This is a genomic window from uncultured Gimesia sp., from assembly GCF_937910335.1.
Taxonomy (GTDB): Bacteria; Planctomycetota; Planctomycetia; order Planctomycetales; family Planctomycetaceae; genus Gimesia.
On the sequence record NZ_CALEMX010000345.1, the window covers coordinates 1 to 22261 of the forward strand.

Below are 22261 nucleotides of genomic sequence, written 5' to 3' on the forward strand. Positions count from 1 at the left end.
GATTCGAGCCTGGATCGATTCCTGGCTCAACCCAAATGGGAAATATCGGTTAATGCTTCATTGCGTGTCACTCTTAATAAATAGGGCCAGGGCTGCTGCGCCGTTGCCAGAATTTTGGGCTTCACTGCAATTCGAACCATCGTTGCTTGAATCGCATCTTCAGCATCTGACATATTTTTTGTGACTGTCACTGCATATCGTATCAGACGATGTGCCGTCAAATCGTACAGCGAACCCAATTTATCGACACCATGATCCTGTAGATCATTGGCACAACATCGGATTTTCGCCGCAAATTTGCCCGGTGATTGTTTTTCCACAATGAATTCGATTCTTCAAGTTTCAGAAAACTCTAAGGTCATCCTGATAGAAGCATCACGACAACATCCTAACAGAACTGTTAAGAGTATTTGACGAGTAAAAATTCTGTGAATTTTCCACAAACATCGATCCCATGCTTGTGTTGCTCCTGATAAGAAAACAACAATTCATTTTCACCTGAATTTCCACTTAGTTCCTATTAGACATTATTTGAGATATTATTTGTTTTGCTTTTCGCTGTAATTTATTTATTTTTCGAACTCAATACCGAACAATTAACGTAAACTACTACCTTCAATATAGATACAGGTTTTATGTTTTTGCAGTTTGATCAGACTGAAGACGATCCACAAGCGATAGATTTACATGCTCCCTTCTCATTCAGGGAAAATTGTGATGTCTTCTGAAAGCCCAATCTCCAAAAAAGGCCTGGTCCTTGTTGGAATGCCCGGATCTGGAAAAACAACCGTCGGAAAACTACTGTCTGAACAAACAGGTCTTCCTTTCCTGGACACAGACGCATTAATTGAAGCCGGTGAATCGAAAAGACTGACAGAGATTATTTCTAAGCATACAGCAGAAGGATTCCGTGCGATTGAATCTGGATACGTTCAATCGATTCAATCAGCAGGATCCATAATTTCTACAGGAGGAAGTGTCTGTTATTGCGAGGAAGCCATGCAACATCTGAGTCGTCTTGGTACGATAGTCTGGCTAGATGTCTCACCTGAAATGCTGGAGCAACGTATTTCAGATACCTTTGATCGTGGCGTTTTAATAGAACCGGGGTCGAGCCTGACAGACTTATATAGCAGCCGATATCCGCTTTATGAAAAATATGCAGAGTTAAAAATCGATGCCTCACTGCTGACCCCGCCGGAAGTTGTCTCCCAGATCCGTCAGCAATGGGATTTCTAACAGAAAAGCAATATAGAAACTGAATCCGACCACTTAAGTAATGAAAATGATTGAAAAAACGATGTTACCCATTCAAAACGTCAATATTCACGAATCGGTTCGTTTGGTTGCTCCGAAAGAACTGAAAGAAACTTACCAGCGTAATGACAAAGTCACTCAGACTGTCGGTGAATCGCGCGAACAGATTAAACGCATCCTCTCTGGAGATGACCAGCGGCTGATCGTTGTAGTGGGTCCCTGCTCAATTCACGATCCTCAAGCCGCCATCGAATATGCCAAACACTTGAAAGAACTCTCAGACAAAGTCAACGATCGGCTGTTCTTGGTCATGCGTGTCTATTTTGAAAAGCCCCGAACTACCGTTGGTTGGAAAGGCCTGATCAATGACCCGCATATGGATGGAACGTTCGATGTTTCCTCCGGCTTGAAAATCGCCCGCCAGTTATTGCTCCAGATTGGTGAATTGGGACTGCCTGCAGCAACAGAAATGCTGGAGCCGATTACACCTCAATATATCGCCGATGCCATTTCTATCGCTTCCATCGGTGCTCGTACTACGGAATCACCCACTCACCGTCAAATGGCCAGTGGTTTGTCGATGCCCGTCGGCTACAAAAATGGCACTGATGGCAGCCTGGATGTCGCCTTGAACGCCATGCTCGCCGCACAAAGCCCACATAGTTTTCTGGGGATTGATGCAGAAGGCCAAACCTGCGTCGTGAATACAAAAGGAAACCCCTGGGGACACCTGATCCTGAGAGGCGGTCGATCAGGCCCGAATTATCAGCGGGAACATTTGGAAGCAGCAGCCGAAAGCCTCAAGTCCGCAGGACTGCCGCCTCACTTCATGGTCGATTGCAGTCACGCGAATTCCAATAAAGATTATCGCAATCAGGGCACCGTCTGGAATAATGTCATCGACCAGCGCGTCGCCGGCAACGAAACGATTATCGGCCTGATGCTCGAAAGCAACCTGCACGCTGGAAATCAAAGTCTGCCCAAAGATCTGTCTCAATTACAGTATGGGATTTCCGTCACCGATGAATGCATCGACTGGGAGGAAACAGAAACCCTGATTCTCGATGCACATCAAAAACTGGGTTAAATCAGAAAAACTCCAACAGCACATAACATACACAGCTAGATGAACCGGGTGATTCCGGGGACAGCCCTTGGTGTCTCATCGATTTTACTATTCCAGCCGAGTTCATCGGGCACCAGTTTTTGTTGCGAGTTGAGTGCCTGCTCCCATGTAATTCTTTTCCCGGTATAGGCTGCCATTCGCCCCAGAATGGCCATCAAAGAAGTGTGAGCCATACGCGTACCATCGTTGATTGGTTTACCAGCGCGAATTGAGGCGATGAAATCATCATGTTCCGTCTGGTACATGTTGTTCTTTTTCCCTTGATATCGCCAATTGGTCTCCCCTTCGATGACCGGTGTACGACCGATTTTGCAGATGCCTTTAGAGCCGATGATGTAATCTCCGTTAGCTGAATAACACCCATCTTGTGATCGACAACCGAGAAATCCTCGAATCCCGTTTGCATATTCGTAGACCACAAAGCCGTTATCAAACGTATTTCCTTCCGCAGGAATTGCGCGGCTCCCGAGAGCCACCGCCGCGGTCGGCATCATATCATCGAGCCACCACGACATCTTGTCGACACTGTGTCCACCTGAAAGCACAATGGTCACATCGCCCGAAAGCCAAAGGCAGTTATACCAGTCGCGGATCTGCCATTCCAAATCAGACATTTCCGGAGTCCGTTTACCGTGATATTTGTGATCCAGCGAATGGCGGTAATAGGTTGCATACAGAGCACGCACTTCTCCAATCGCACCAGCTTTAATTTGCTCCGCGACGGCACGCATACTGTCGTTGTAACGCCAGCAGAAACCGGAGACGATGGCTAACCCTTTTGTCTCTGCCAGTTCCGATGACTTCAAGACGGAACGAACGCCGGGACCATCAATGGCGGCTGTGATTTCAACGAACGCATGCTTACCCCCTTCAATCGCTGCCTTGAGATGTAATGGTCGAAAACCCGGCGGTGTCGCCAGCAACACAATATCGACATCACTGTTGATAACCTGCTGGTAAGCGTCGAATCCGACGAACTGTTGATGGGACGGCACTTTGATTTTATCGGGTATCTCTTTTTGCAGCGAGCTCAGGCTCGACTCGAGATTGTTTTTGAACAGATCCCCCATTGCGGAAAGTTCAATATTACTGTCGGCTTTTAAGGCGTTCAACGCTGCCCCGGAACCACGCCCACCACAACCAATCAACCCCACTTTTAATGTTTGGGATTGACCGGCACCAGACACCAAAGCGGGAAAACCAATCTGAGAAGCCAATACACCACCTGCGGCCACAGATGTGGATGAATGCAGGAACTCACGACGTGTCTTTTCAGAATCGCGTGTATCATTCATGGTATTCCTCCTTCTAAGTGAACTTGTTTGATTATTTGCGCGGACCGTTCATTTCTGACAGATACGTTTGGTAAAGTTTGAGTGGTTGGGACAACTCGCTATCCAGTGGGGTTAAAGCCAGGCGCACCCGCACCGTTCGTTCATCACCGGAAATCACATTATCGCCAAAGAGCGAGAAGTCGAACGCACTGTAAGATGTCAGACGGTCAGCATCATTGTCGGCGTGATAGCGCGTACTGATCGCATAACAATCCTGAGGTCGTGACATCAGAACGACTCCCAGTTTTTTTTCTTGATCTGTCATGAAAGCCAGACAACGCGCATAATGCCTGACAGGACACATCTGCACGGTAGATCGATTCCATTCGCTTCGGTCCCAACGCCCATCAATACAGTGCCGCGACGCGTGAGCATCACGCGGAAAAACCAGCACTGTCTCACGAAACACATCATTCACACTTGGCAGCACCAGTTCATTTGCACGACGACCACGCGTCCATAAATAAACATGCGGGATAAGAGCTTTGTCAAAATAGTTCGGCATAAAAACTTCGTAGGCAGAATACGTTCCCGATGATTTCAGTATCAGCGTTAGATCGATTACATTCGGTTCGCTGACTTCATACCGCGCTGTCAACACACCCTGATGTGACTCGGTTGCCGCCCAGTTGACTTCGACCCAATCCGCACCAAACTTGATTGTGCGTGCCATCTTTCGTGGCTCATCCATCACCTGATTGACAGACATCAGCTTATAAAAATTGAGCGCAGAGTACCTGGTATCAATCACCTGTTTCCCCGTACGTTTATCTGTCAGCCGCGTGACGCCATGATAGGCGCCGTCCAATCGAATCGTGCCCGACATCTGCTTTGTTTCGAAATCGAAACTGTCTTGCGTACTGTTCGGTTTCAGAATGGCTTTCGACTCGTCCGCGAATGTATTCGGCGTACCCAGACATGAGAAGGCGGCACAAAGTGTAATATGTTTTATGAAACTCGTTGAGTTCATGCTTTACTCTTTCAGTGCAAAGTATTGTGAAATTATTACTCCGAATTCATTTACAATTTTGTGTTCCACTCAAGCAGATTGCAGGGACTTCCAGGCAGCGTCTACTAAATGATCGGTTGCTGAGAACAAATCTTGCTCAATGCGTCCGCGAAGCCAGCTTCGACATAAATGGATGGCCGGGCCGACAATCTGTGAGATGTAGAGTTCCGGTGGAAGCCGTACGATCTCGCCACGATCAACATACGGTTCAAGGTGCGGCCAGACCGATTGAATATAATGTTCGTTTAATGAGCGGAACTGGTCGCTGATTTCTCCCAAATCATCGGCCATTCCCAGCCGCGTTAAATAAAGGGCAAGTGGCGGATCGTCTGCGACATCTTTTAAGTGTGTGACGATCATGGCCTTCACGCAGCCGAAAGCCGTATTCTCCTGCTCCAATGCCTCTAATATTTTGCGATGATAATCGTGCATGCCTTCCAGGAAGAGCGTCAGCGCAATTTCATCTTTGCTACGAAATAAATGGTAGATACTGCCATGACTGGCCTTCGAAGCCACTCGGATTTGCTCGATCGTCGTGCCAGCCACGCCCCGTTTCAGAAAACAGGACAAGGCGGCATCGAGGATTTCACGCCGACGCTGTTCGGTCGAAATCCGACGACCACTATTTTTCGCTGTGGGAACGCTCGTTTTTTGATCCATAACTAGAATGGTAATCTAGACTGACAGTCTAGTCAATGGTTAAATAGCTCGCAATAATTTTTGAGCAAGTTCCTTCTCCTGTGGTGAAAAAGTTTTTTTCATCACCCGGGCAGGAACAACGCTCGAATCCTTCTCTTGTTTATCAGTTATCGGATCAGATGCTAATGGCATGATACAATCCATCAATACATACTTGGGCCCAGATTGTATTGCCCCTTCGATAGCGTCACTCAGGATTTCTAACGCTTTTGTTTTGTCTCCCACCACATCGAGCGCTAAAGAAATCTCAACAAGAACTGGCACTTTCGCAGAGACATTTTCAATCTGTGATAAAATTTCTAATGCGTCTTTTGTTTTTCCTGCCTGCGCAAGACCCAGAGCAACATTCGCAGACGCCCGATTCTTGATGGTTGGTATTTGAATATCTTGAAGGATACCCAGGGCATTCTTGGATTCACCTGACTCTGCGACTGAATGCGCGATATTCGCTAGGTAAGATGATTGATCTTCCTGACTTTCGATTAGATCAACAATAGCCATCGCAGATTCCAAATTCCCTGATTTTACGAGCCAGTAGGCAATATTTCGGAAAAAAAATGGCCGATTATTCAAAGGTTTGAGCTTTTGAATCACCAGCACAGTTTCCTTTCCTTTGCCAAACCAGGCAAGATTGCGAGCCATGCCCTCAAAGGTGGAATACAAAACATCTTCATTTTCGATAGCTTGCGCAACTGTCAGTGATTGCTCGTAATCTCCTGTTTTTTTGGCAATCACGAGAGCAATATCTTTGCGCGCAGATAACTTGAGGTCGGGATCTTTAATTTTCTCCACAATTTCCAATGCATGTTTTAAATCTCCAGATGTTGTCAGAGTTACGGCAACAAATTCTAAAGCCGACTCGGAAATCTCGGGATTCTTGATCAATTGAACGAGTTCCAAAGCTCGTTTGTAATTTCCTCCTCGCGCGAATGTCCCGGCCAAAAGGCTTAATAGTTTCTCGCGAGTAGCAGTATCTTCAATTTTTTGGGCCATCCCTCCAACATGTTTTAGCATGATTAAAGCCTGTTCCCGATGGTCCTGTCCATACAGAGACCATGCCATTGAGCATAAGACGGACCCCTTCTGATCCCATTCTGGAATCGATTCAACCATTTGCAAAGCGAGTTCTTTCTGTCCTTCCTGAACAAGCTCATCGGCCACGTTTTCGAATGCATTTTTTGTATATAGAGTGTTTTCCAGCTTCTGAACCTCTTCGATTGCCTGCGCCGTTTTCCCTTTCCTTATCAAAGTTAAAGCAATCTCCTCAAACGCCGCGATCTTAACATTGGGGTTCTTAAATTTCTCAGCGACTTTTATCGCCAGATTGATCTCTCCCATCTTCAACAGTAATTTAACAATCGCCTCCTCAACTTTTATTGAATCGACGGTCACCATCTCTGTCTCGTAAATCAATTCCAAAGTTGGCTGTAAAGTCGATAATGCTTGTTCCTTCTCTCCCTCTTCGAATTGAGCTGCGGCAATGTTTTTTAAAAGTACACAGCGAATGAAGGGTTTTTTTAGCTTCTGCGTCACCAACAATGCCCACTCAGTGGGCGTTTCCCACTCGATCTCATCACCTGTCTTAGAGATCTCGGCAACTGGTTGTCTGGATGTAGAGTCAGATACAGAACCATTTTTAGAATTTGTTTGCTGCGCCTCTGGTTTTTTACTGCATCCGTTTAACAGCACAACTACCAATAAAAGTTGGAAAAAGATCACTGCATTAAGAAGCAACGGATTTGTTGTTGGGTGCGGCTTGTTTGATTGACGATTCACTTCAAATCCTCGTTGTAAGTAGTACTTGAATCTATTCTAATTTGTTGCCGAGTCTGATTTACAATCTGAAATGAAGCAACCTTTAAGGAAGTCGTTCCGGTTTGCCAATCGAAACCGCAGGAAGTTTTCCTTCCAGGTACGCACGGTCAAACAAATGTAAGACTGCACCCCGAGGTTGATCGGAAGGGCCTTCCGTTCCATGCACCAGATCCATGCGACCGTCTTCGTTCCAGTCGGCGGCATCGAACGAGCAGGCGTGGTTGTAAGCCTGAAGATCCTTGCCGTTCAATTGAAATTTGCCATGCGCTTTAAACCGTGGCTCCATGGGGCTGCCCGTGTTTTCATAGTAGTACACGGACCATACCGTCCCTTTGATCAAATCGAGGTCACCATCGCCGTCCCAATCGACAAGCAGCGTATGGTTATCACTATTATTATTCTGGCCGCCAAACCAGCCTGTGACAGGCTCACCACTTTCCAGCTTCAAAGCCACGCGCCGGGTAAAGTCAAGCCGACTCGGGTCCGGTTGATTCTTTTTCAGATCACAAATGTAAAAGGCATTATCCCGGTCTGAATGAATTACCAGATCCATAGTCCCGTCTCCGTCAATATCGCCGATGGAAACTTTGGAACGCCAGGCAAGTTCGTCAGTGAGCCCGTTGACTGTCACCGTTTTGCCTTTGGCGAAAATTGGTGCTTCGCGCGATCCCATATTCTCAAAGTACTTCGTTTCCCAGCGCTGGCCTGTGACGAATAGATCGAGATCACCATCGCCGTCCCAATCACCCATCGTGGGGCACAACCAGCCGTAGATTGGCTCTGTCGGTCCCTGCGGTCCAAAGGTTGAGGGATCATCCGATTGCGGATCCACCCAATTCGGCATCGAAATTTGTTTGCCACCCGCATCCAGCATGACCGGTGCTTCAAAGACCGGGTTCAAAGTAGTTCCACTATTCTTGAACAGTCGCAGACCCATGTGAAAGCCACCCACCAGATCCAGATCGCCATCGTTTTCCCAATCGACTGAGATGGTGAAGTAGGACATGATTTCTGGATCAACTTGTTTGGCGATTCCGCGTGAGATCAATTTTGGATATGTCGATATTTTAGGAATACGAGTACCCGGTACAGTTCGACCGCGAACAGGCTTAGACAAGGCAGCTGCGTGTTGAGGTGAGCGAGTGAAAGGATCAGGTAAAGATCTTTTGACTTGTGACTTTGAATTGACATTCTCGAAGAATTCCCCGTTGGAAATCATGTCCGGCCGGCCATCGTCGTTCCAATCGACCAGGAATGGAGAGTCAACGATTTTCACGCCAATGGGCATCGGGGCTTCAAATAACGGTTCTTCGCGGCTGCCACGGTTTTCACAAAATGTGAGTCGGCCCCCTTCCAGGGGTCTATCTGTTTCAGAGTGAAACAATAAATCGAAATCACCGTCACCGTCCCAGTCAGCATATTCCACGCAACCATTGGCGTGGCCTCTACCATGAATGACAATTCCGTTGAGATCGGTCAATGTCACGGGACGCTTATAGTTGACTTCCCCTTTTTCGTTTGTGCCCGTATTCTCCAGCAAATCGTAAACCATGACGGCGGTGCCGTATGGGGCAACGCCTTTGCTTGTGTCGACTTTTCGAATTCGACTGACTTTCCGATAACCGACGATAAGATCAACATCGCCATCACCTTCCCAGTCGATACGCCGCACTCCGCGCGGCGCCCAGGCAAGCCGCTTTCGCAAAATCCCCGGACGTTGCTCCCGGAATTCGGATTCTTCTCTTAATTGAATCACTTTTTGAGCAGGTTTCAAAACCCATAGTCCGTTCGCATCGCGTTTGCCTGTGTTCTCCCACCAGTTCAGCCAGAGCGCTGGACCAAAGCCGTAGAAATCCGGATCACCATCACTGTCCCAATCATCAACAAACCAGTTCTGAGGCAGAAGATCCGACCGCAAATAATTGCCCTCGCTGTCCAGAAGACGACGGCGTGGTAAAAACAAGGGCGAATCTTTCGTACCCACATTTTTCAGAAAGTAAACGGCGTTACCAAGACGTTTTTCGAGCGTCTCGCCATGTTCAAACAAACGAAAGCCCCAGCCAATCAGATCACGCAGACCATCGCCGTCCCAATCAAGGTGCAAAAACTGAGAGTGCAAGGGCGTGATGTTAGAGGGACCTGACTTTCCGTTGTTGTAGCGAAAGGTATCACCAATACCGATGGGCCCCAGAGAACTACGCGACTTCAAATCTGCATTGTCCGCTTTCTTTGAATCTCCCATTTCAAAACAAAGCGCATACTCAAGGCGTTTCGGATCTGTGCTGCGCCAGGCAATCGTTGCCTCACCTTTATTTTCCAGGTCACCAATGATTGTGCAGGGCAGCGATGTTTTGTCAGCCTTGATGCGAATCGAATCCCGCGGGATCATTGTGGACTTGTTTGCGAGCAGGTCACGAAAATTGATTGTGACTGCAAGCGGCGCGTTTTTTGGAGTGGACTCAGCCACAGTCAATAAAACACAATATTGCAAGGGCGTCACTTTTTCGGCGTTTTCTGCAAAACTCAAAGAAACCGCTAACGAAAGAATCAGAGTACTCAAGATGTATTTCATGCTGGTGGAGGTGTCTCCATATGAGTAGATGAGTTTTTCTCAGGGTCTCTGACTTCCTGTACAATTTGAGTGAGGGCACTCGCGAGCACTGATGTCGCCGTTCCAATCCACAGAAACGTATATCCTTTGGCTTGCAGTGCCGAGACATCGGTTCCCGCCCATACTTTTTTTCCTACTGCATCGGCGGCCGCTTTGACGCAATCCAATGCTTTTTGAAATTCCTCACGTTCGGGATTCCAACAGCAACCCAGGTCCGCAGAAAGATCGTAAGGGCCAAGCCCCAGTGCGGTTACCAGCGGATGAGCGGCGATGGAATCCACATTGTCGACACCCAATTGAGATTCTATTTGCGGGATGACGATCAAGTGTTCTTCGAATTCCGTTTTCCATGTTTCGTATTGAAAATTCTTCTGCCAGTAGTTGCCTTTTCCACCCGGACGTCGACGCCCCCGCGGTGGCATCAAAGCCGCTTCTTGAACCATATCAAGTTGTGCAGCCGATTCGACACACGGCAGCAGAATTCCACAGGGCCCGAGGTCCATGGTGCGTCGAATGACCGTTGGCTCACATGAGATCGTGCGCACTAATACCGGAAAATTCGCAAGCCGTCCAATCTGACAAATCTGTGAAACCAGCTCATCAGAAAAATCGCCGTGCTCACTATCAACGACCAGGTAATCCAATCCACTTTTCTGACAAACTTCTACCAGTAAAGGCCAGACATGGTCCGTCGCCATTAGCCCGATGACCGGTTTCTCGGTGGCAAGTAACTCTTTCAGATGTTTCGCGGGTGTCAGCATAATTGGTATCTCAAATCGCAGGACAAAGGCTGGTGATGACAGCAGGTTGAAGAGAACTCGTTTCTCTCGCCACTCATTTCGAAGAGTTCTCAGATTTTAGTATCGGTAGTATGGCATTTGCCACCCGCCTCCCGAGAAAGGCAGATCCCACAGAATTAAAATGGATATTATTAGGTGCGGTCCAATATCGGGAGTGATCCGGCAAAACAGCCGAGTATAAATCATTCACGGGAATGCCCAGTTCGTTCATCAGCGTCTGCGCGGTGGCATTATATTTCTGACAACGAATATCATCCGTAATGGAAGCGGGGGCCTTCGGAGGCACAGGCGTCGTGCTGGCCCAGATTAATTTGGCACCGGTTCCCCGCAGCTTGCCAATGATAATATTCAAATTGTCTCGATACTTCTGCAGGTTTTCTTCCGTTCCTTTATGTCGCGCGAAATCATGTAGTCCAGAGTTAAAATGAATCACATCCCATCTTCCATTCGAGAGAAACTCATCCAGACTCTCAAAGAGTGTCTCCGCTTTACCGGGCCCCATGGGAGTACGATAGACATCCGCATGACCCGCCAATAATCGACGAACCGTATCGGTGTAGTAGATCGAAATGGAATCGCCAATGATTAACACATTGGGTAAATCGGGATTGTCTTTCTGATATTCGTAAGCATTACCAATTCGCTTCATCAACCGCCAACTGTCGCCACTTTGTTTTTCCCAACGCTGCCACGCTTTGGTAGACTGCTCGAACTGCCCGGTAACTTCCCAGTCGTAAATGTGTAGCTCCGCCTCGGTATCGTTGACACTGGTCGCAACCCGCAACAGGCTCTTCCGCTCTACGCAGATTGCAAGGTCGCCGCCAGTAGGCTCCGTCCAGAATGTCTGGAGTAATTGACCATTCAACTCGATGCGTAAAGTTCCCCCCACCCGTGTAAAATCGAAAGTAAACGGCGTTCCATCCATCTTGAGCGGCACAACATGGGACATCTCCATTTCGTCAAGCCGAACCGCATCGAGTCGCACCCCACCGACCGTTACCTTTTGGTCTTCAAAAGCGAATTCATACCAATGCTTGCCAATCTTCAGACTGAGCATGACGGGCCCGGGCGCTTTGCTCAGTTTCACCAGCCCCATTTTTAGAGACAATTGAAAATCGCCCGGCTCCAGAATCACATCAGCCAGCATCGCGATACTGATATAGTGACTCCCAAATTCATCGGCGGTTCCAGGCGGCGCAGAACGCAATCCGAAGTATTCTTTATCAGCCTGAACAACGCCTAGCATCGTATCACGCTTCAACTTTAAAACTTTGCCTTTTTCAATCAGCTTCTGAACAACCGGCTCCTCTGCGTATAGACAACAGGGAACGTTCGTTGAAACCGCGAGCACGATAACCGCCAAAACAGTCAGCGGTCGTCTGCAATGCCACATGACATAGATCCTTTAGAAATGCCTGAGATAATAAAAGTAATGCAAGCAGAGAATCAGATTCTGAATTCAGTATGACCGCGAAGATGGCACCCTGCAAGCGATTAAAGAAAGTAGCCCCCGATGTTTCACAATTCGTCAGAGTCACCCGGACTGATACTTTTTCGCTTTAGTTTCAATCGGTTTCCCCGTAACCATTCACAGGATAGAATACAGAGACAAGCAACATAGATCACCACCTTTCAGAGTGAAATACTCTAAGCTCACAATACGCGTTCAATCGAAATTGGCAGCTTCAGGTGCCTGCTACTTTCATAATGAAAATTTTCTGTGGAGTCATTTCGTGACATGAAAACACTAACCAAAGAACTCTGGATGGATATCCCCCAGCGCCGTCAGATCGTGTCTATCCATGACGATGTAGAACAACTGGTCACAGAAAGCGGCGTGCAGGATGGCTTAGTACTAATCAACGCAATGCACATCACCGCCTCTGTCTTCATCAACGACAACGAGTCGGGCCTGCATCACGATTACGATAAATGGCTCGAAGAACTGGCGCCCTTCGATCCTTCGCCTGAACGCTATCACCACAACCGCACAGGAGAAGACAATGCCGACGCCCACCACAAACGTCAGATCATGGGCCGCGAAGTTGTGGTTGCTATTACCGATGGGAAATTGCACCTGGGGCCGTGGGAGCACATCTTTTATTATGAGTTCGACGGCCGCAGGCGTAAGCGGATTTTGGTGAAGATTATTGGGGAGTAGCAGATGGTTACAAATTTCGATCTGCACACCCTATGGAATCGCCTGACAGAAGTCGAGTCGCTTCAGTTTACGGCCCAATCTTTCGATTCCGGCAGTGGCTGGAATGGAACCGGTAAAGGTTCGGTCGAAGTTGAGACCGTTGATTCTGTGACCATGCTATATCATGAAACCGGCTGCTGGTCGCCACACGAGGGAACCGAATTACAATTCACCAATGTGTTCCGCTGGACTTCGCTGCTGGATCAGAACCTGCTCCGACTCGAACATCTGCGATTTGGCAAAACAAATCCCGTCTACCTGTTTGAACTACAACAAACTGGCAAGATACGCTGGGACTCGGTTGAACCTCACGTCTGTAGCGATGATCTTTATACCGCGATGCTGGAATGCCAACACGACCGACTGGACCTCGACTGGACCGTCAAAGGTGCAACGAAGAATGAAAAAATTAGCTATCTTTATTCATAATTTTACAGACACTGACAGCAAAATGAACCTATTTCCAATAACATCTGTCTGATCAATTAATTCGTAGCGTTTACATGCCCTTCGACCTGGGACTAAAACCTTCTCGAACAGGAAACATCGTCCCTATGTCAGAACCTATTCATCTCGATGATTTTCAGATAGTGCCCGTCTTGGAACTCGAACCCGGTACCTTTGCTACTCAGGATCGCTCTTTTCCTTACGAAGAAGGGAAAGACCAAACTAATGAAGAACAGCAATACTGGGAAACCTGTCTGGAAGACTCCGGTATCACAGGCTTGACTCCAATCAAAACCGGGTCCTGGTTAGTAGGTGTGACGAGTTTTTCAGATCTGCAACTGGAGCAATACCTGCATGTGATTTTCGATGACTGGGGTGGCATCGACGAGGTTCTGGGAGACTTAAAAAATAAACCAGAACTACATGGAGGATTTGCCTTGCTGTCGCAATCAGGAGAGGTTTTGATTGAACCCACCTGCTGTAGCAGCCTGAAAGATCTGGTAAATTGGAAAGCTGCTGCACAAAATCGTGAGGCGTACTGGCAAGAACTCTGGGTAGGTCACCCCTGGATCTCTACAAAATACCAGTCTTCCCGGCTGATCCTAAGTGACTATCATGAAATCAATACAGAAATCTCTGATCGCTGGGGAGTTCATCCTCAGAATCTGGAGCAGGCGATTCAAAATGCTGAAGCCGAATTAAAAGACTTTTCACTCAGGTTAAAAATTATTTTACAGAAGTGGTCTCTGCCGACGGATATAACTTTATTGGCGAAGCAGTTAGCTTGCATCCCGGATAACGGATAGATTATCTCGGCAGACGGAAACGGGTACAGGTAAAGATTACCGGGGACTGGCAACATGAAAGTTTTCATCGTACTACACCACGAAATAGGGGGGGCTCAAGAAGACTGGCGTGCGGATGAAATGGTGTTCTATACTTGTACGAGCATGAAAAAAGCTCTTGAACTCATCAAGGAATGCTATGTAGTTCGCTGGTCATGGTGGGAGATTCAAGTGCAAGAAATGAATAGCCAGGAATGGCCTGAACACGTCGGATACTATGGCAGACGGGGCGGCAAGCTCACCAAACCACCATACAAAAAGTGTGTCGAAATCTACAAAAAGGAAGGCCACTCTTAGCAATTTGCCAGTCAGAATTCGGGCGTATCCTACAACAACTACACGAATGATGAGTGACAACTGCTCAACCCTCGAAAGATCGGAGCAACTTCACGATTTGCTGTGGATGCCGCCACTGCTTTCCAGTTCGTGTCCTGAACCCAAGATCGTTCAGAGCTTCGCAAACTTCCCTGTGAGTCTTCCCCTGATCTCGGAGTTCAATGGCCTTGGCAGCAACTTCGGCGTACAAGGGGCGAAGTTCTGGAGGTATGATGTTCTTTGAGCGTTGGCCCTGGGATGTCGGTGAGGTCGTTTTCCCAAACACAACGAAAGCCAGTGTGTAATGCAATGTGCCTGAGGAAAACAATACACATTACCGCTTCAGTATTCATCAATGACAACTTGTCAGGCCTGCCTCACCAAAGTAGTTTATCTCGTGGCGTACAGAAAGAACACGGCCGAGACGCTCCCTCATTCAGAACCGTTTGTTCGCGATTTCATATATTCGAGGCCTTGTTTTGCTTTCTCTAGTTTGGGATCGATGCGAAGTGCCTCCTCAAGATGAAATCTCGCCTGACTGAATTTCTGCTGTAATAGATAGGCCACGCCCAGATTATTGTGAGCGGAAGCATGTCGCGGATTGATCGAGAGTGCCTGCTGAAACGAAGCAATCGCCTCAGTCTGCCGGCCTTCATTCAAATGAACGATTCCCAGATTATAGTGGGCGCTCTCGAAACTCGGGTCGTGCACCAGTGTGGCTTCATACAACTCACGAGCCTTGTCCAGACGGCCTCGGCTTTCCCAAATTCTGCCCAGCGTAAAATAAGCGGGTGCATGCTGCGGGTTGATTTCGATCGAGCGTATCAGTTTCTGAACGGCTTCATCGGCCTGTCCCATCTCGCGCAGTATCCTCCCCCACTGCGCGTACACAATGTGATTATGAGGCATCAACCGCGCGCACTCTTCAAAGTGCGGTAATGCCTCTTGCATCTCGTCCCGATCGCACAAAGCAACGGCCAGCATCTGGTGCATCCTTCCATTCTCTTCCGTCACGGCCAATCCATGTGCGAAAAGAGCCACGTTATCGCCCCAAAGTGTCGTCTGCCGAAATGAGGTGAACGCCAACAACAAGATTGAAAGGACCGTGATCAACGGCAATACCAACTTCCGCAGCGTACTTCCCCGCACCAGATCATCGACCAGCCAGACGACGAGCAGAAAAATCCCGGTCAACGGCAGGTAGGTATAACGATCGGCCATGCGTTGCATGCCGATCTGGACCAGACCGATGACCGGAATCAGAGTTCCCAGAAACCAGAACCAACCCGTGAAAACATAGGGCTTGCGCCGACGCCACAAGAACGCCAACACACACGCCAGCAACAAGAACACGGACGCAAAAATGCCCGCAATCGGAGAGATCGTGCGGTGGGGATAGAATACGCTCAGGCCCGTCGGCCAGAACGTCTTTCCCACGTATTCCGTATAAGAGGTGGCCGCGTTAAGAACGCGATGCGGCATCGATAACTGTCCTGACAACTCCATAGCCCTCTCCTGTGAAAACAGGGCTAAACCGCAGAACAGAACCGTCAGAATCAGGAACGGGATTTTCTCCATGATCAGCCGACGCCATGGAACACCATCGGATTGTCCATTAACTGAGGCCGCATTGTGAGAGTTTGCAAGGACAGAGGTACGACGTAATGGCCAATAATCCAACAGCAATAACAGGAAAGGCAGTGTGACCAGAGTTTGCTTGGAGAGCAAACTGCACAGAAACAGCGCGATGGATGCCAGATAATATTTCTTCCGCGATCCGATAGCATATCTCGCGTAGGCCCAAATCGCTGCATGACCGAAGAACAAACTCAACACATCTTTGCGTTCTGTCGCCCAGGCGACGGATTCCACATGTAAGGGATGTATGGCAAACATCGCTGCAACGATCGCAGATTTGGTGGTAGCCCCCGTCATCTGAACGAGTGCTGCATACAACAATAATGCACTGGCACAATGCAATATGACGTTCGTCAGATGAAAACCGCCTCCCCCCATACCGAAAATCTGGGCATCGATCATGAATGAGAGAAACGTGAGAGGCATCCAGTTAGCGAGTTCATCGATTGTGTTCAAACTGAACGCCCATCGCACGTTCGTGGAGTTGACTCCCGAATTGACGAACGAGTTGCTGACAATCCAGGACGGATCATCAATCGTCACAAACCCAAACGAAAATGTTTGAGCGTAAACAATTAGAGTCAATACGCACAGAATCAGACTGTTTCGCAGATGTGGTCTCATCTGGTTTTACGTCCGTCAATCAGATTCACGATTTCTCTCCGGTCGTTCGAAGATCAGGTCGGCCGGTTCATAGCGAATGCCTTAACGATCCCTGCGAAGGCCTCGTGACGTGCCAGTTGAGCAAGAGTTGAACATCGTAATACATAGTTTTATATTTGTTCATGATAAATATAACAATAATACGATTTTGAGTCTAGCGCACGATAATGGGCACCTGTTGAAGAGCGTACACTCACTGAGGCGACCTGGAGCATTGTGGTTCATGCTGCTTAGTAATAATGGCTTTATTGGATACAACTCAAACCGAGTGGCACGGTGACCGATGGCTTATTGGTTGTCTTCTCATAGGCTCTATCCTTGGCGGCTTATGCTCGCTGGGCACAAGAATAGGAACAGTATTCAGAATAAATGTATCCTGGAATTACATCGAATGGATACTATTACGACCAGCCCTTGGTCACACTGGAAAAGATAAAAGCCAGTGTGTAATGCAATGTGTTTGGGGAACGCTACCATCACCGCCTCAGTCTTCATTAACGACAACGAGCCTGACTCATTGATTGAGTAGCACATCTGTGCGAACTGTGTTTTAGGAAATGAGCTCTATTTACGGAGGGTCGTTGACGTCCATTTTTCGATTCAATAAGATTTCGTCACATCTGAAACGTCAATCACACCATTAGAAATCTCATCATGAATTCAGTCACCAAAAAATTTGAGCCGCCGAACCTTGCTGAATTGGCAAAATATGACACTCCCACGATTTGCAACGCGATCGAGCTGTTCAATGTACGCCCTCCGACGGCGGGTTACATGGACCGACGCATCGCCGCTTGCTTTCCAGATCTGCCGCCGATGGTGGGCTACGCTACCACAGCGACGTTTCGTTCGGCGGAACCGGCTCGGAAGAAGGCCGGCGATCCTAATCTGTCCGCTCAGCATCTTGAATTCTTCGCGAGTCTTCCTGGCCCGGCGGTCGTGGTTTTTCAGGATCTGGATGACCCGCCTGCGGGTGCAACGTTCGGTGATGGGATGTGTCTGACGTATAAAACATTTGGAGCGGTCGGATTAATCACATCGGGAGCCGCTCGAGATTTGGACAATGTCCGCGCACTTGACTTCCCGTGCTTCAGTGATGGAGTCGTTTGTGGCCACGGTCATTGCCATACGGAATCGATCAACGTTCCGGTTCATGTAGGTGGCATTACAATTTACCCAGGCGATTTACTTCACGGCGACTGCAACGGAGTCACAACGATCCCGCTGGAAATCGCCGACGCTGTGCCTTACGCCTGCTCCGAATATCTGAAACACGAAGCAATCGTGCTCGACCGACTTCGAGCCGGAAACACTGATATCCCCGGACACCAGCAAGCCATCGCTGAGATGGGGCGGCGTCTTAGTAACCTTAAAGAAGAATTATCCGGCATGCTGTAAGTCAGTACGCTAGAGTACATGAGCGACAAACGTTATAGCCAAGAGTACACGGCGGGAACAAAGCCAGCCATACTCATTCTCAGTGCCTTCAAATATTAACGAACGATGCAGTCAGGCATGATTTTGCTGAAATTCCGACGAAATTCGAAAATAAATCGCTAATTTTGTGTACCGCACTACAATATTTAGAGACTGCGATTCGATCCTCGATGCATCGGGGATCCAGTCCCTTTCAATTTCTGACTGAGCATTTCTTAACGTTCGTTATTCTTTGAGGACTCAACCAATGAAAATCAAACTCGCTTCTTTCTCACTCATAGGGGTCGGCGTACTGCTGGGATTTCTAGCAGCGAATAGCGGCACTCGTTCAACGATGGCCGACGATACCCAGCAAACTGTGAGCAAATCCACTACCAGTTCAGAAAATTCGAAGTCCACAGACAATCTCAAATCAAAATTGTTAGTTGCGACGAATGAACAAGAACTGGAAACGATTTCGACTACCGTCCAACAACGCACCGGAAAAAAACCAAATATCCTGGTGATCTGGGGCGATGATATTGGCCAGTCCAACCTCAGCGCCTATACCAAAGGAGTAATGGGCTATCGCACGCCAAACATTGATCGCATCGCAAATGAAGGTTTAATCTTCACTGACTATTATGGCGAACAAAGCTGCACGGCAGGCCGGTCATCATTCATCATGGGCCAAAGCGTCTTTCGCACGGGACTGAGTAAAGTCGGTCTTCCCGGCGCTGACATTGGAATGCGTGTTGAAGATCCGACAATTGCAGCGCTGCTGAAGAATCATGGTTATGCAACCGGACAGTTTGGAAAGAATCATCTGGGTGACAAGGACGAAATGCTGCCTTCCAATCATGGTTTTGATGAATTCCTCGGCAATCTTTACCATCTCAACGCGGAAGAAGAACCAGAAAATGAAGACTATCCGAAAGATCCCGCGTTTCGCAAAAAGTTTGGCCCTCGAGGCGTGATTAAATCATTTGCAAAAGGCAAAATCATCGACACGGGCGCACTGACGAAAAAACGCATGGAAACCATTGATGACGAAACGGTCGCTGCAGCGCTCGACTTCATCGATCGGCAACATACAGCTAAGAAGCCATTCTTTTGCTGGTGGAATGGAACACGCATGCATTTCCGCACTCATGTCAAAAAAGAACATCGTGGCATTTCCGGGCAGGATGAATACTCAGATGGTATGGTCGAACATGACATGCATGTCGGTCAGATCTTGAAAAAACTGGATGACCTGGGAATTGCCGACAACACCATTGTCTTCTACAGCACAGATAATGGCCCCCATATGAATACCTGGCCCGATGGTGGTATGACTCCCTTTCGTGGTGAAAAAAACACGAACTGGGAAGGTGCCTGGCGTGTACCTGCGATGGTTCGCTGGCCAGGTACAATTAAAGCGGGTTCCATCTCGAATGAGATTATGCACCACATGGACTGGCTGCCAACCTTTCTGGCTGCCGCTGGAGAAACAGACGTTAAACAAAAATTGTTGACAGGCCATCACGCCATTGGTCGCAATTACAAAGTGCATCTGGACGGATATAATTTTCTGCCTCACCTGACCGGTCAGGAAAAGAAAGGGCCGCGTAAAGAAATATTTTACTTTTCCGATGATGGAGATCTGACATCGTTGCGTTATCAAGATTGGAAGTTGGTCTTTATGGAACAACGGGCTACAGGAACATTGAAATTGTGGGCGAATCCATTTACGCCATTGCGAATGCCTTTAATATTCAACCTCCGCCGTGATCCATATGAACGTGCACAGCTTACCTCGAATACTTATTACGACTGGTTGGTTGACCGTGCCTACTTGTTAGTCCCGGCTCAAGCATATGTTGGCAAGTTTCTCGCGACTTTTAAAGAATATCCGCCGCGACAGAAAGCAGCCAGTTTTAGTCTTGATCAAGTGATGGAAAAACTCAACCAGGGAATGAATAGTAATTAGCTATCAATCTAAGATCACTTAATACTACAAAACGGCGGGTTACTTAAGTGCTCGTCGTTTTGTATTTCTGGACTTCCCACTTATTGACCCAAAGTGAAATTAACGGTTTCGGCCTTCAACACATCAACTTTAATCGTTGCCAGACACTCGAATCGCCCGAATGATGAGATCGACTTTTCATATAGCATTTTTCAGATGCTTCCTATTCACAACAGCACCGGATTTGCAAAGCGCTCCTGGTGGATATAAATCGTAATGTGAGTGGAGAACGATTCGGGGCTGCAATCACTCATTGCCCCACTCTCTCAACAAGGCCAGCACTTCGCTGCGGTACTTCTTGAAATCCTTTCCCTGTCCGTTCCTGCCCATCGCAAAAATGAGATGCTGTTTCGGATTGATGACCAGCAGTGTGCCGCAACCGCCGCCGTGCCCGTAGCTGCCTGGACCCAGGTATTGCGATTCGTCTTGCAGACCGATGCCATAATTCCTGTTCAAGTGGGGGAAGTATGGTTTGAGCGACGTCGGCAGGATCGCCGCATGAGTCTCCCTGGAAAACACTTCCCATTTGCCATAGCTGCCACGGTTGTCGAGCAACACACCAATGCGCGCGAGACTTTCAGCGGAGAAGCCGGTACCGCCCGGCAGCACATTCTGAATACCCAATGGCTGGAACAAATCCCGCTCCATTGCATCCCAGTAATTCCTGCCGCGCAGCAGCTCCAGTGCCCGGACAGAGAGAATCACACCCACGACTCCGTATCGATATCTGTCACCGGGTTCCCATTCGCGTTTGCAATGGGCGATCAATGCCTCATTCCAGGTATGGAAGTAGAACAGCCGCTTGAAAGCGAGTGACCAGGGAAAGTGAATGCCAGTCGCGTGGACATGCCCTGCCCGGAACGTGAGACTGCGATCGCGGGCAGTATTGAAGTCAGGCAGGATATCGCCGATCGGCTGGTCCAGACTTAAAATCCCGCGATCAACGTACGTAGCCAGTTGAAGTCCAATCAGCGGCTTCATGGCCGAGTCGAGTTTCATAGGCGTATCGACGGTGACAGCCTGCCCGTCAATGTTCCCATAACTCTTGGCCGTGACGATAACGCCGTTCCGAGCAATCACAATTGACATGGGCTCAGAAGACGCAGCGTACCATTCGTCGAGTTTACTTTCGATCTGCTTCCGCTGTCCTGCAGTAATCCCTGCCTGATCCAATGGCGCGTTACGCAATACAGGAGCCGGCTTTCCTTTCAACAACCTGGGGGTAACCTTCACGATCGGCTTGTGGTCGAGACCCATCAGTTTACGCTTCAGCCGAACATGCCGAGTAGCGTTCTCCATCTGCCATTGACCCCGCCGGACTGATTCTGATTTCTGATCCGACTCCAGCAACGCAGCCAACTCCACCGCACCCGCTTCGGAGTTTTTCCAATCGCGTACCAGGGCAGCGACATCGTCGGCCCTGCGATCGGAACTCGGTACTGATTTTTTGGAAAGCAGCCGTTTTTCAGCAAGTTCCTCCAGGGCGACATCCTTGCCAACACAACAGCAGGTCATTGCGCGACGCAGCACGGGGCCATCGGGAACGGGTGCTTCACCATAAACGTAATAACGGCCTGGCTCATGCGCGGTCTGGACTTCCTCAAATTTTTCGTTGAACCAGCGTGTGGGTATACTGGGTTGCTCAACCACCCGGGCAACCAGCTGTGGTTGTTCCCAGACGAGATCGGGAAGTTTCTGACCCTGTGTGAGAATGAACCCGCCTGCTGGCGCGAACTGTTGCTCACCGAATCGTTCTTTGAGTTCCGCTTCCTCGACGCCAGCCTGAGTGATCGATCCGATAAAGAAGGACATCATCAGGAAGATGCTTCGATTGAAATGCTGGCTGTTATTCATTGAAAACTCCCAAGGCCCACCCACATGACGGCGATTACTAATAGGTCGCAGAGCCATTAATTCTACCCAACGTAATAACAGGTCGATAGTCAAATTCGCGAAACTGCTCACGTTATGTGGAAGCGGATTCCTCTGTAGATGCTTAGGGAGTGATGAGCAGATTTTTTTAGATCGCCACATGCAGAGAGATTCTTGAGAACCAGAGTTGAACCATCCATGAG

At 48.4% G+C, this 22261-nt stretch carries 19 protein-coding genes; 8 read left to right on the forward strand and 11 right to left on the reverse strand.

Annotated elements, in window-relative coordinates; translation table 11 throughout:
* Window positions 1-26: 26 nt before the first annotated feature.
* Window positions 27-320: a sigma factor gene (locus tag Q0668_RS13725; protein WP_298865618.1), complete on the reverse strand. Its 294-nt coding sequence runs from the start codon at window positions 318-320 to the stop codon at window positions 27-29.
* A gap of 397 nt (window positions 321-717) precedes the next feature.
* Here Q0668_RS13725 and Q0668_RS13730 point away from each other — a divergent pair, with 397 nt between their 5' ends.
* Window positions 718-1239 carry a shikimate kinase gene (locus tag Q0668_RS13730; protein ID WP_298865620.1) on the forward strand — a complete coding sequence of 174 codons (522 nt, stop codon included), beginning with the start codon at window positions 718-720 and terminating at the stop codon, window positions 1237-1239.
* A gap of 61 nt (window positions 1240-1300) precedes the next feature.
* Window positions 1301-2344 (forward strand): 3-deoxy-7-phosphoheptulonate synthase, encoded by a 1044-nt coding sequence (locus Q0668_RS13735; protein ID WP_298865622.1) that lies wholly within the window; start codon window positions 1301-1303, stop codon window positions 2342-2344.
* Between the two features lie 35 nt (window positions 2345-2379).
* Here Q0668_RS13735 and Q0668_RS13740 read toward each other — a convergent pair whose 3' ends face one another.
* From Q0668_RS13740 to Q0668_RS13770, 7 genes are all read right to left on the reverse strand, one after another.
* Window positions 2380-3678 (reverse strand): Gfo/Idh/MocA family oxidoreductase, encoded by a 1299-nt coding sequence (locus tag Q0668_RS13740; RefSeq protein ID WP_298865624.1) that lies wholly within the window; start codon window positions 3676-3678, stop codon window positions 2380-2382.
* A gap of 31 nt (window positions 3679-3709) precedes the next feature.
* Entirely contained in the window at window positions 3710-4687 is a 978-nt protein-coding gene (locus Q0668_RS13745; protein WP_298865626.1) for a hypothetical protein, read from the reverse strand.
* Between the two features lie 69 nt (window positions 4688-4756).
* Entirely contained in the window at window positions 4757-5386 is a 630-nt protein-coding gene (locus Q0668_RS13750; RefSeq protein WP_298865628.1) for a TetR/AcrR family transcriptional regulator, read from the reverse strand.
* A 39-nt stretch (window positions 5387-5425) separates the two neighbouring features.
* Window positions 5426-7201, reverse strand: a complete 1776-nt coding sequence (locus tag Q0668_RS13755; RefSeq protein ID WP_298865630.1) for a hypothetical protein — start codon at window positions 7199-7201, stop codon at window positions 5426-5428.
* Window positions 7202-7283: 82 nt separating this feature from the next.
* Complete coding sequence (locus tag Q0668_RS13760) at window positions 7284-9812, reverse strand: FG-GAP-like repeat-containing protein (RefSeq protein WP_298865631.1); 2529 nt, start codon at window positions 9810-9812, stop codon at window positions 7284-7286.
* On the reverse strand, window positions 9809-10612 hold the full coding sequence (locus tag Q0668_RS13765) for an aldolase/citrate lyase family protein (RefSeq protein ID WP_298865633.1): 804 nt from the start codon (window positions 10610-10612) through the stop codon (window positions 9809-9811). Before Q0668_RS13765 ends, Q0668_RS13760 begins: the two co-directional genes overlap by 4 nt.
* A 73-nt stretch (window positions 10613-10685) precedes the next feature.
* Window positions 10686-12044: an SGNH/GDSL hydrolase family protein gene (locus Q0668_RS13770; protein WP_298865635.1), complete on the reverse strand. Its 1359-nt coding sequence runs from the start codon at window positions 12042-12044 to the stop codon at window positions 10686-10688.
* A 345-nt stretch (window positions 12045-12389) separates the two neighbouring features.
* Here Q0668_RS13770 and Q0668_RS13775 point away from each other — a divergent pair, with 345 nt between their 5' ends.
* The 4 genes from Q0668_RS13775 (at window position 12390) to Q0668_RS13790 (ending at window position 14440) form a co-directional block, all read left to right on the forward strand.
* Window positions 12390-12812 carry a secondary thiamine-phosphate synthase enzyme YjbQ gene (locus Q0668_RS13775; protein WP_298865637.1) on the forward strand — a complete coding sequence of 141 codons (423 nt, stop codon included), beginning with the start codon at window positions 12390-12392 and terminating at the stop codon, window positions 12810-12812.
* A gap of 3 nt (window positions 12813-12815) precedes the next feature.
* Window positions 12816-13280 (forward strand): DUF6314 family protein, encoded by a 465-nt coding sequence (locus Q0668_RS13780; protein WP_298865638.1) that lies wholly within the window; start codon window positions 12816-12818, stop codon window positions 13278-13280.
* A 125-nt stretch (window positions 13281-13405) separates the two neighbouring features.
* Window positions 13406-14104, forward strand: coding sequence for a hypothetical protein (locus Q0668_RS13785; RefSeq protein WP_298865639.1), 699 nt, complete (start codon window positions 13406-13408; stop codon window positions 14102-14104).
* Between the two features lie 54 nt (window positions 14105-14158).
* Window positions 14159-14440: a hypothetical protein gene (locus Q0668_RS13790; RefSeq protein WP_298865640.1), complete on the forward strand. Its 282-nt coding sequence runs from the start codon at window positions 14159-14161 to the stop codon at window positions 14438-14440.
* Window positions 14441-14504: 64 nt separating this feature from the next.
* Here Q0668_RS13790 and Q0668_RS25895 read toward each other — a convergent pair whose 3' ends face one another.
* Window positions 14505-14744, reverse strand: a complete 240-nt coding sequence (locus tag Q0668_RS25895; RefSeq protein ID WP_366918902.1) for a recombinase family protein — start codon at window positions 14742-14744, stop codon at window positions 14505-14507.
* 146 nt (window positions 14745-14890) lie between these two features.
* Complete coding sequence (locus Q0668_RS13795; protein WP_298865641.1) at window positions 14891-16720, reverse strand: tetratricopeptide repeat protein; 1830 nt, start codon at window positions 16718-16720, stop codon at window positions 14891-14893.
* 693 nt (window positions 16721-17413) lie between these two features.
* Between Q0668_RS13795 and Q0668_RS13800 the strand changes: the two genes are divergently transcribed.
* Together Q0668_RS13800 and Q0668_RS13805 are read left to right on the forward strand one after the other, a co-directional pair.
* Window positions 17414-18157 (forward strand): RraA family protein, encoded by a 744-nt coding sequence (locus tag Q0668_RS13800; protein ID WP_298865644.1) that lies wholly within the window; start codon window positions 17414-17416, stop codon window positions 18155-18157.
* A gap of 286 nt (window positions 18158-18443) precedes the next feature.
* Window positions 18444-20147, forward strand: coding sequence for an arylsulfatase (locus tag Q0668_RS13805; protein WP_298865646.1), 1704 nt, complete (start codon window positions 18444-18446; stop codon window positions 20145-20147).
* 285 nt (window positions 20148-20432) lie between these two features.
* Here the strand turns inward: Q0668_RS13805 and Q0668_RS13810 are convergent, their stop codons facing one another.
* Entirely contained in the window at window positions 20433-22220 is a 1788-nt protein-coding gene (locus Q0668_RS13810; RefSeq protein WP_298865647.1) for a serine hydrolase, read from the reverse strand.
* Window positions 22221-22261 lie beyond the last annotated feature (41 nt).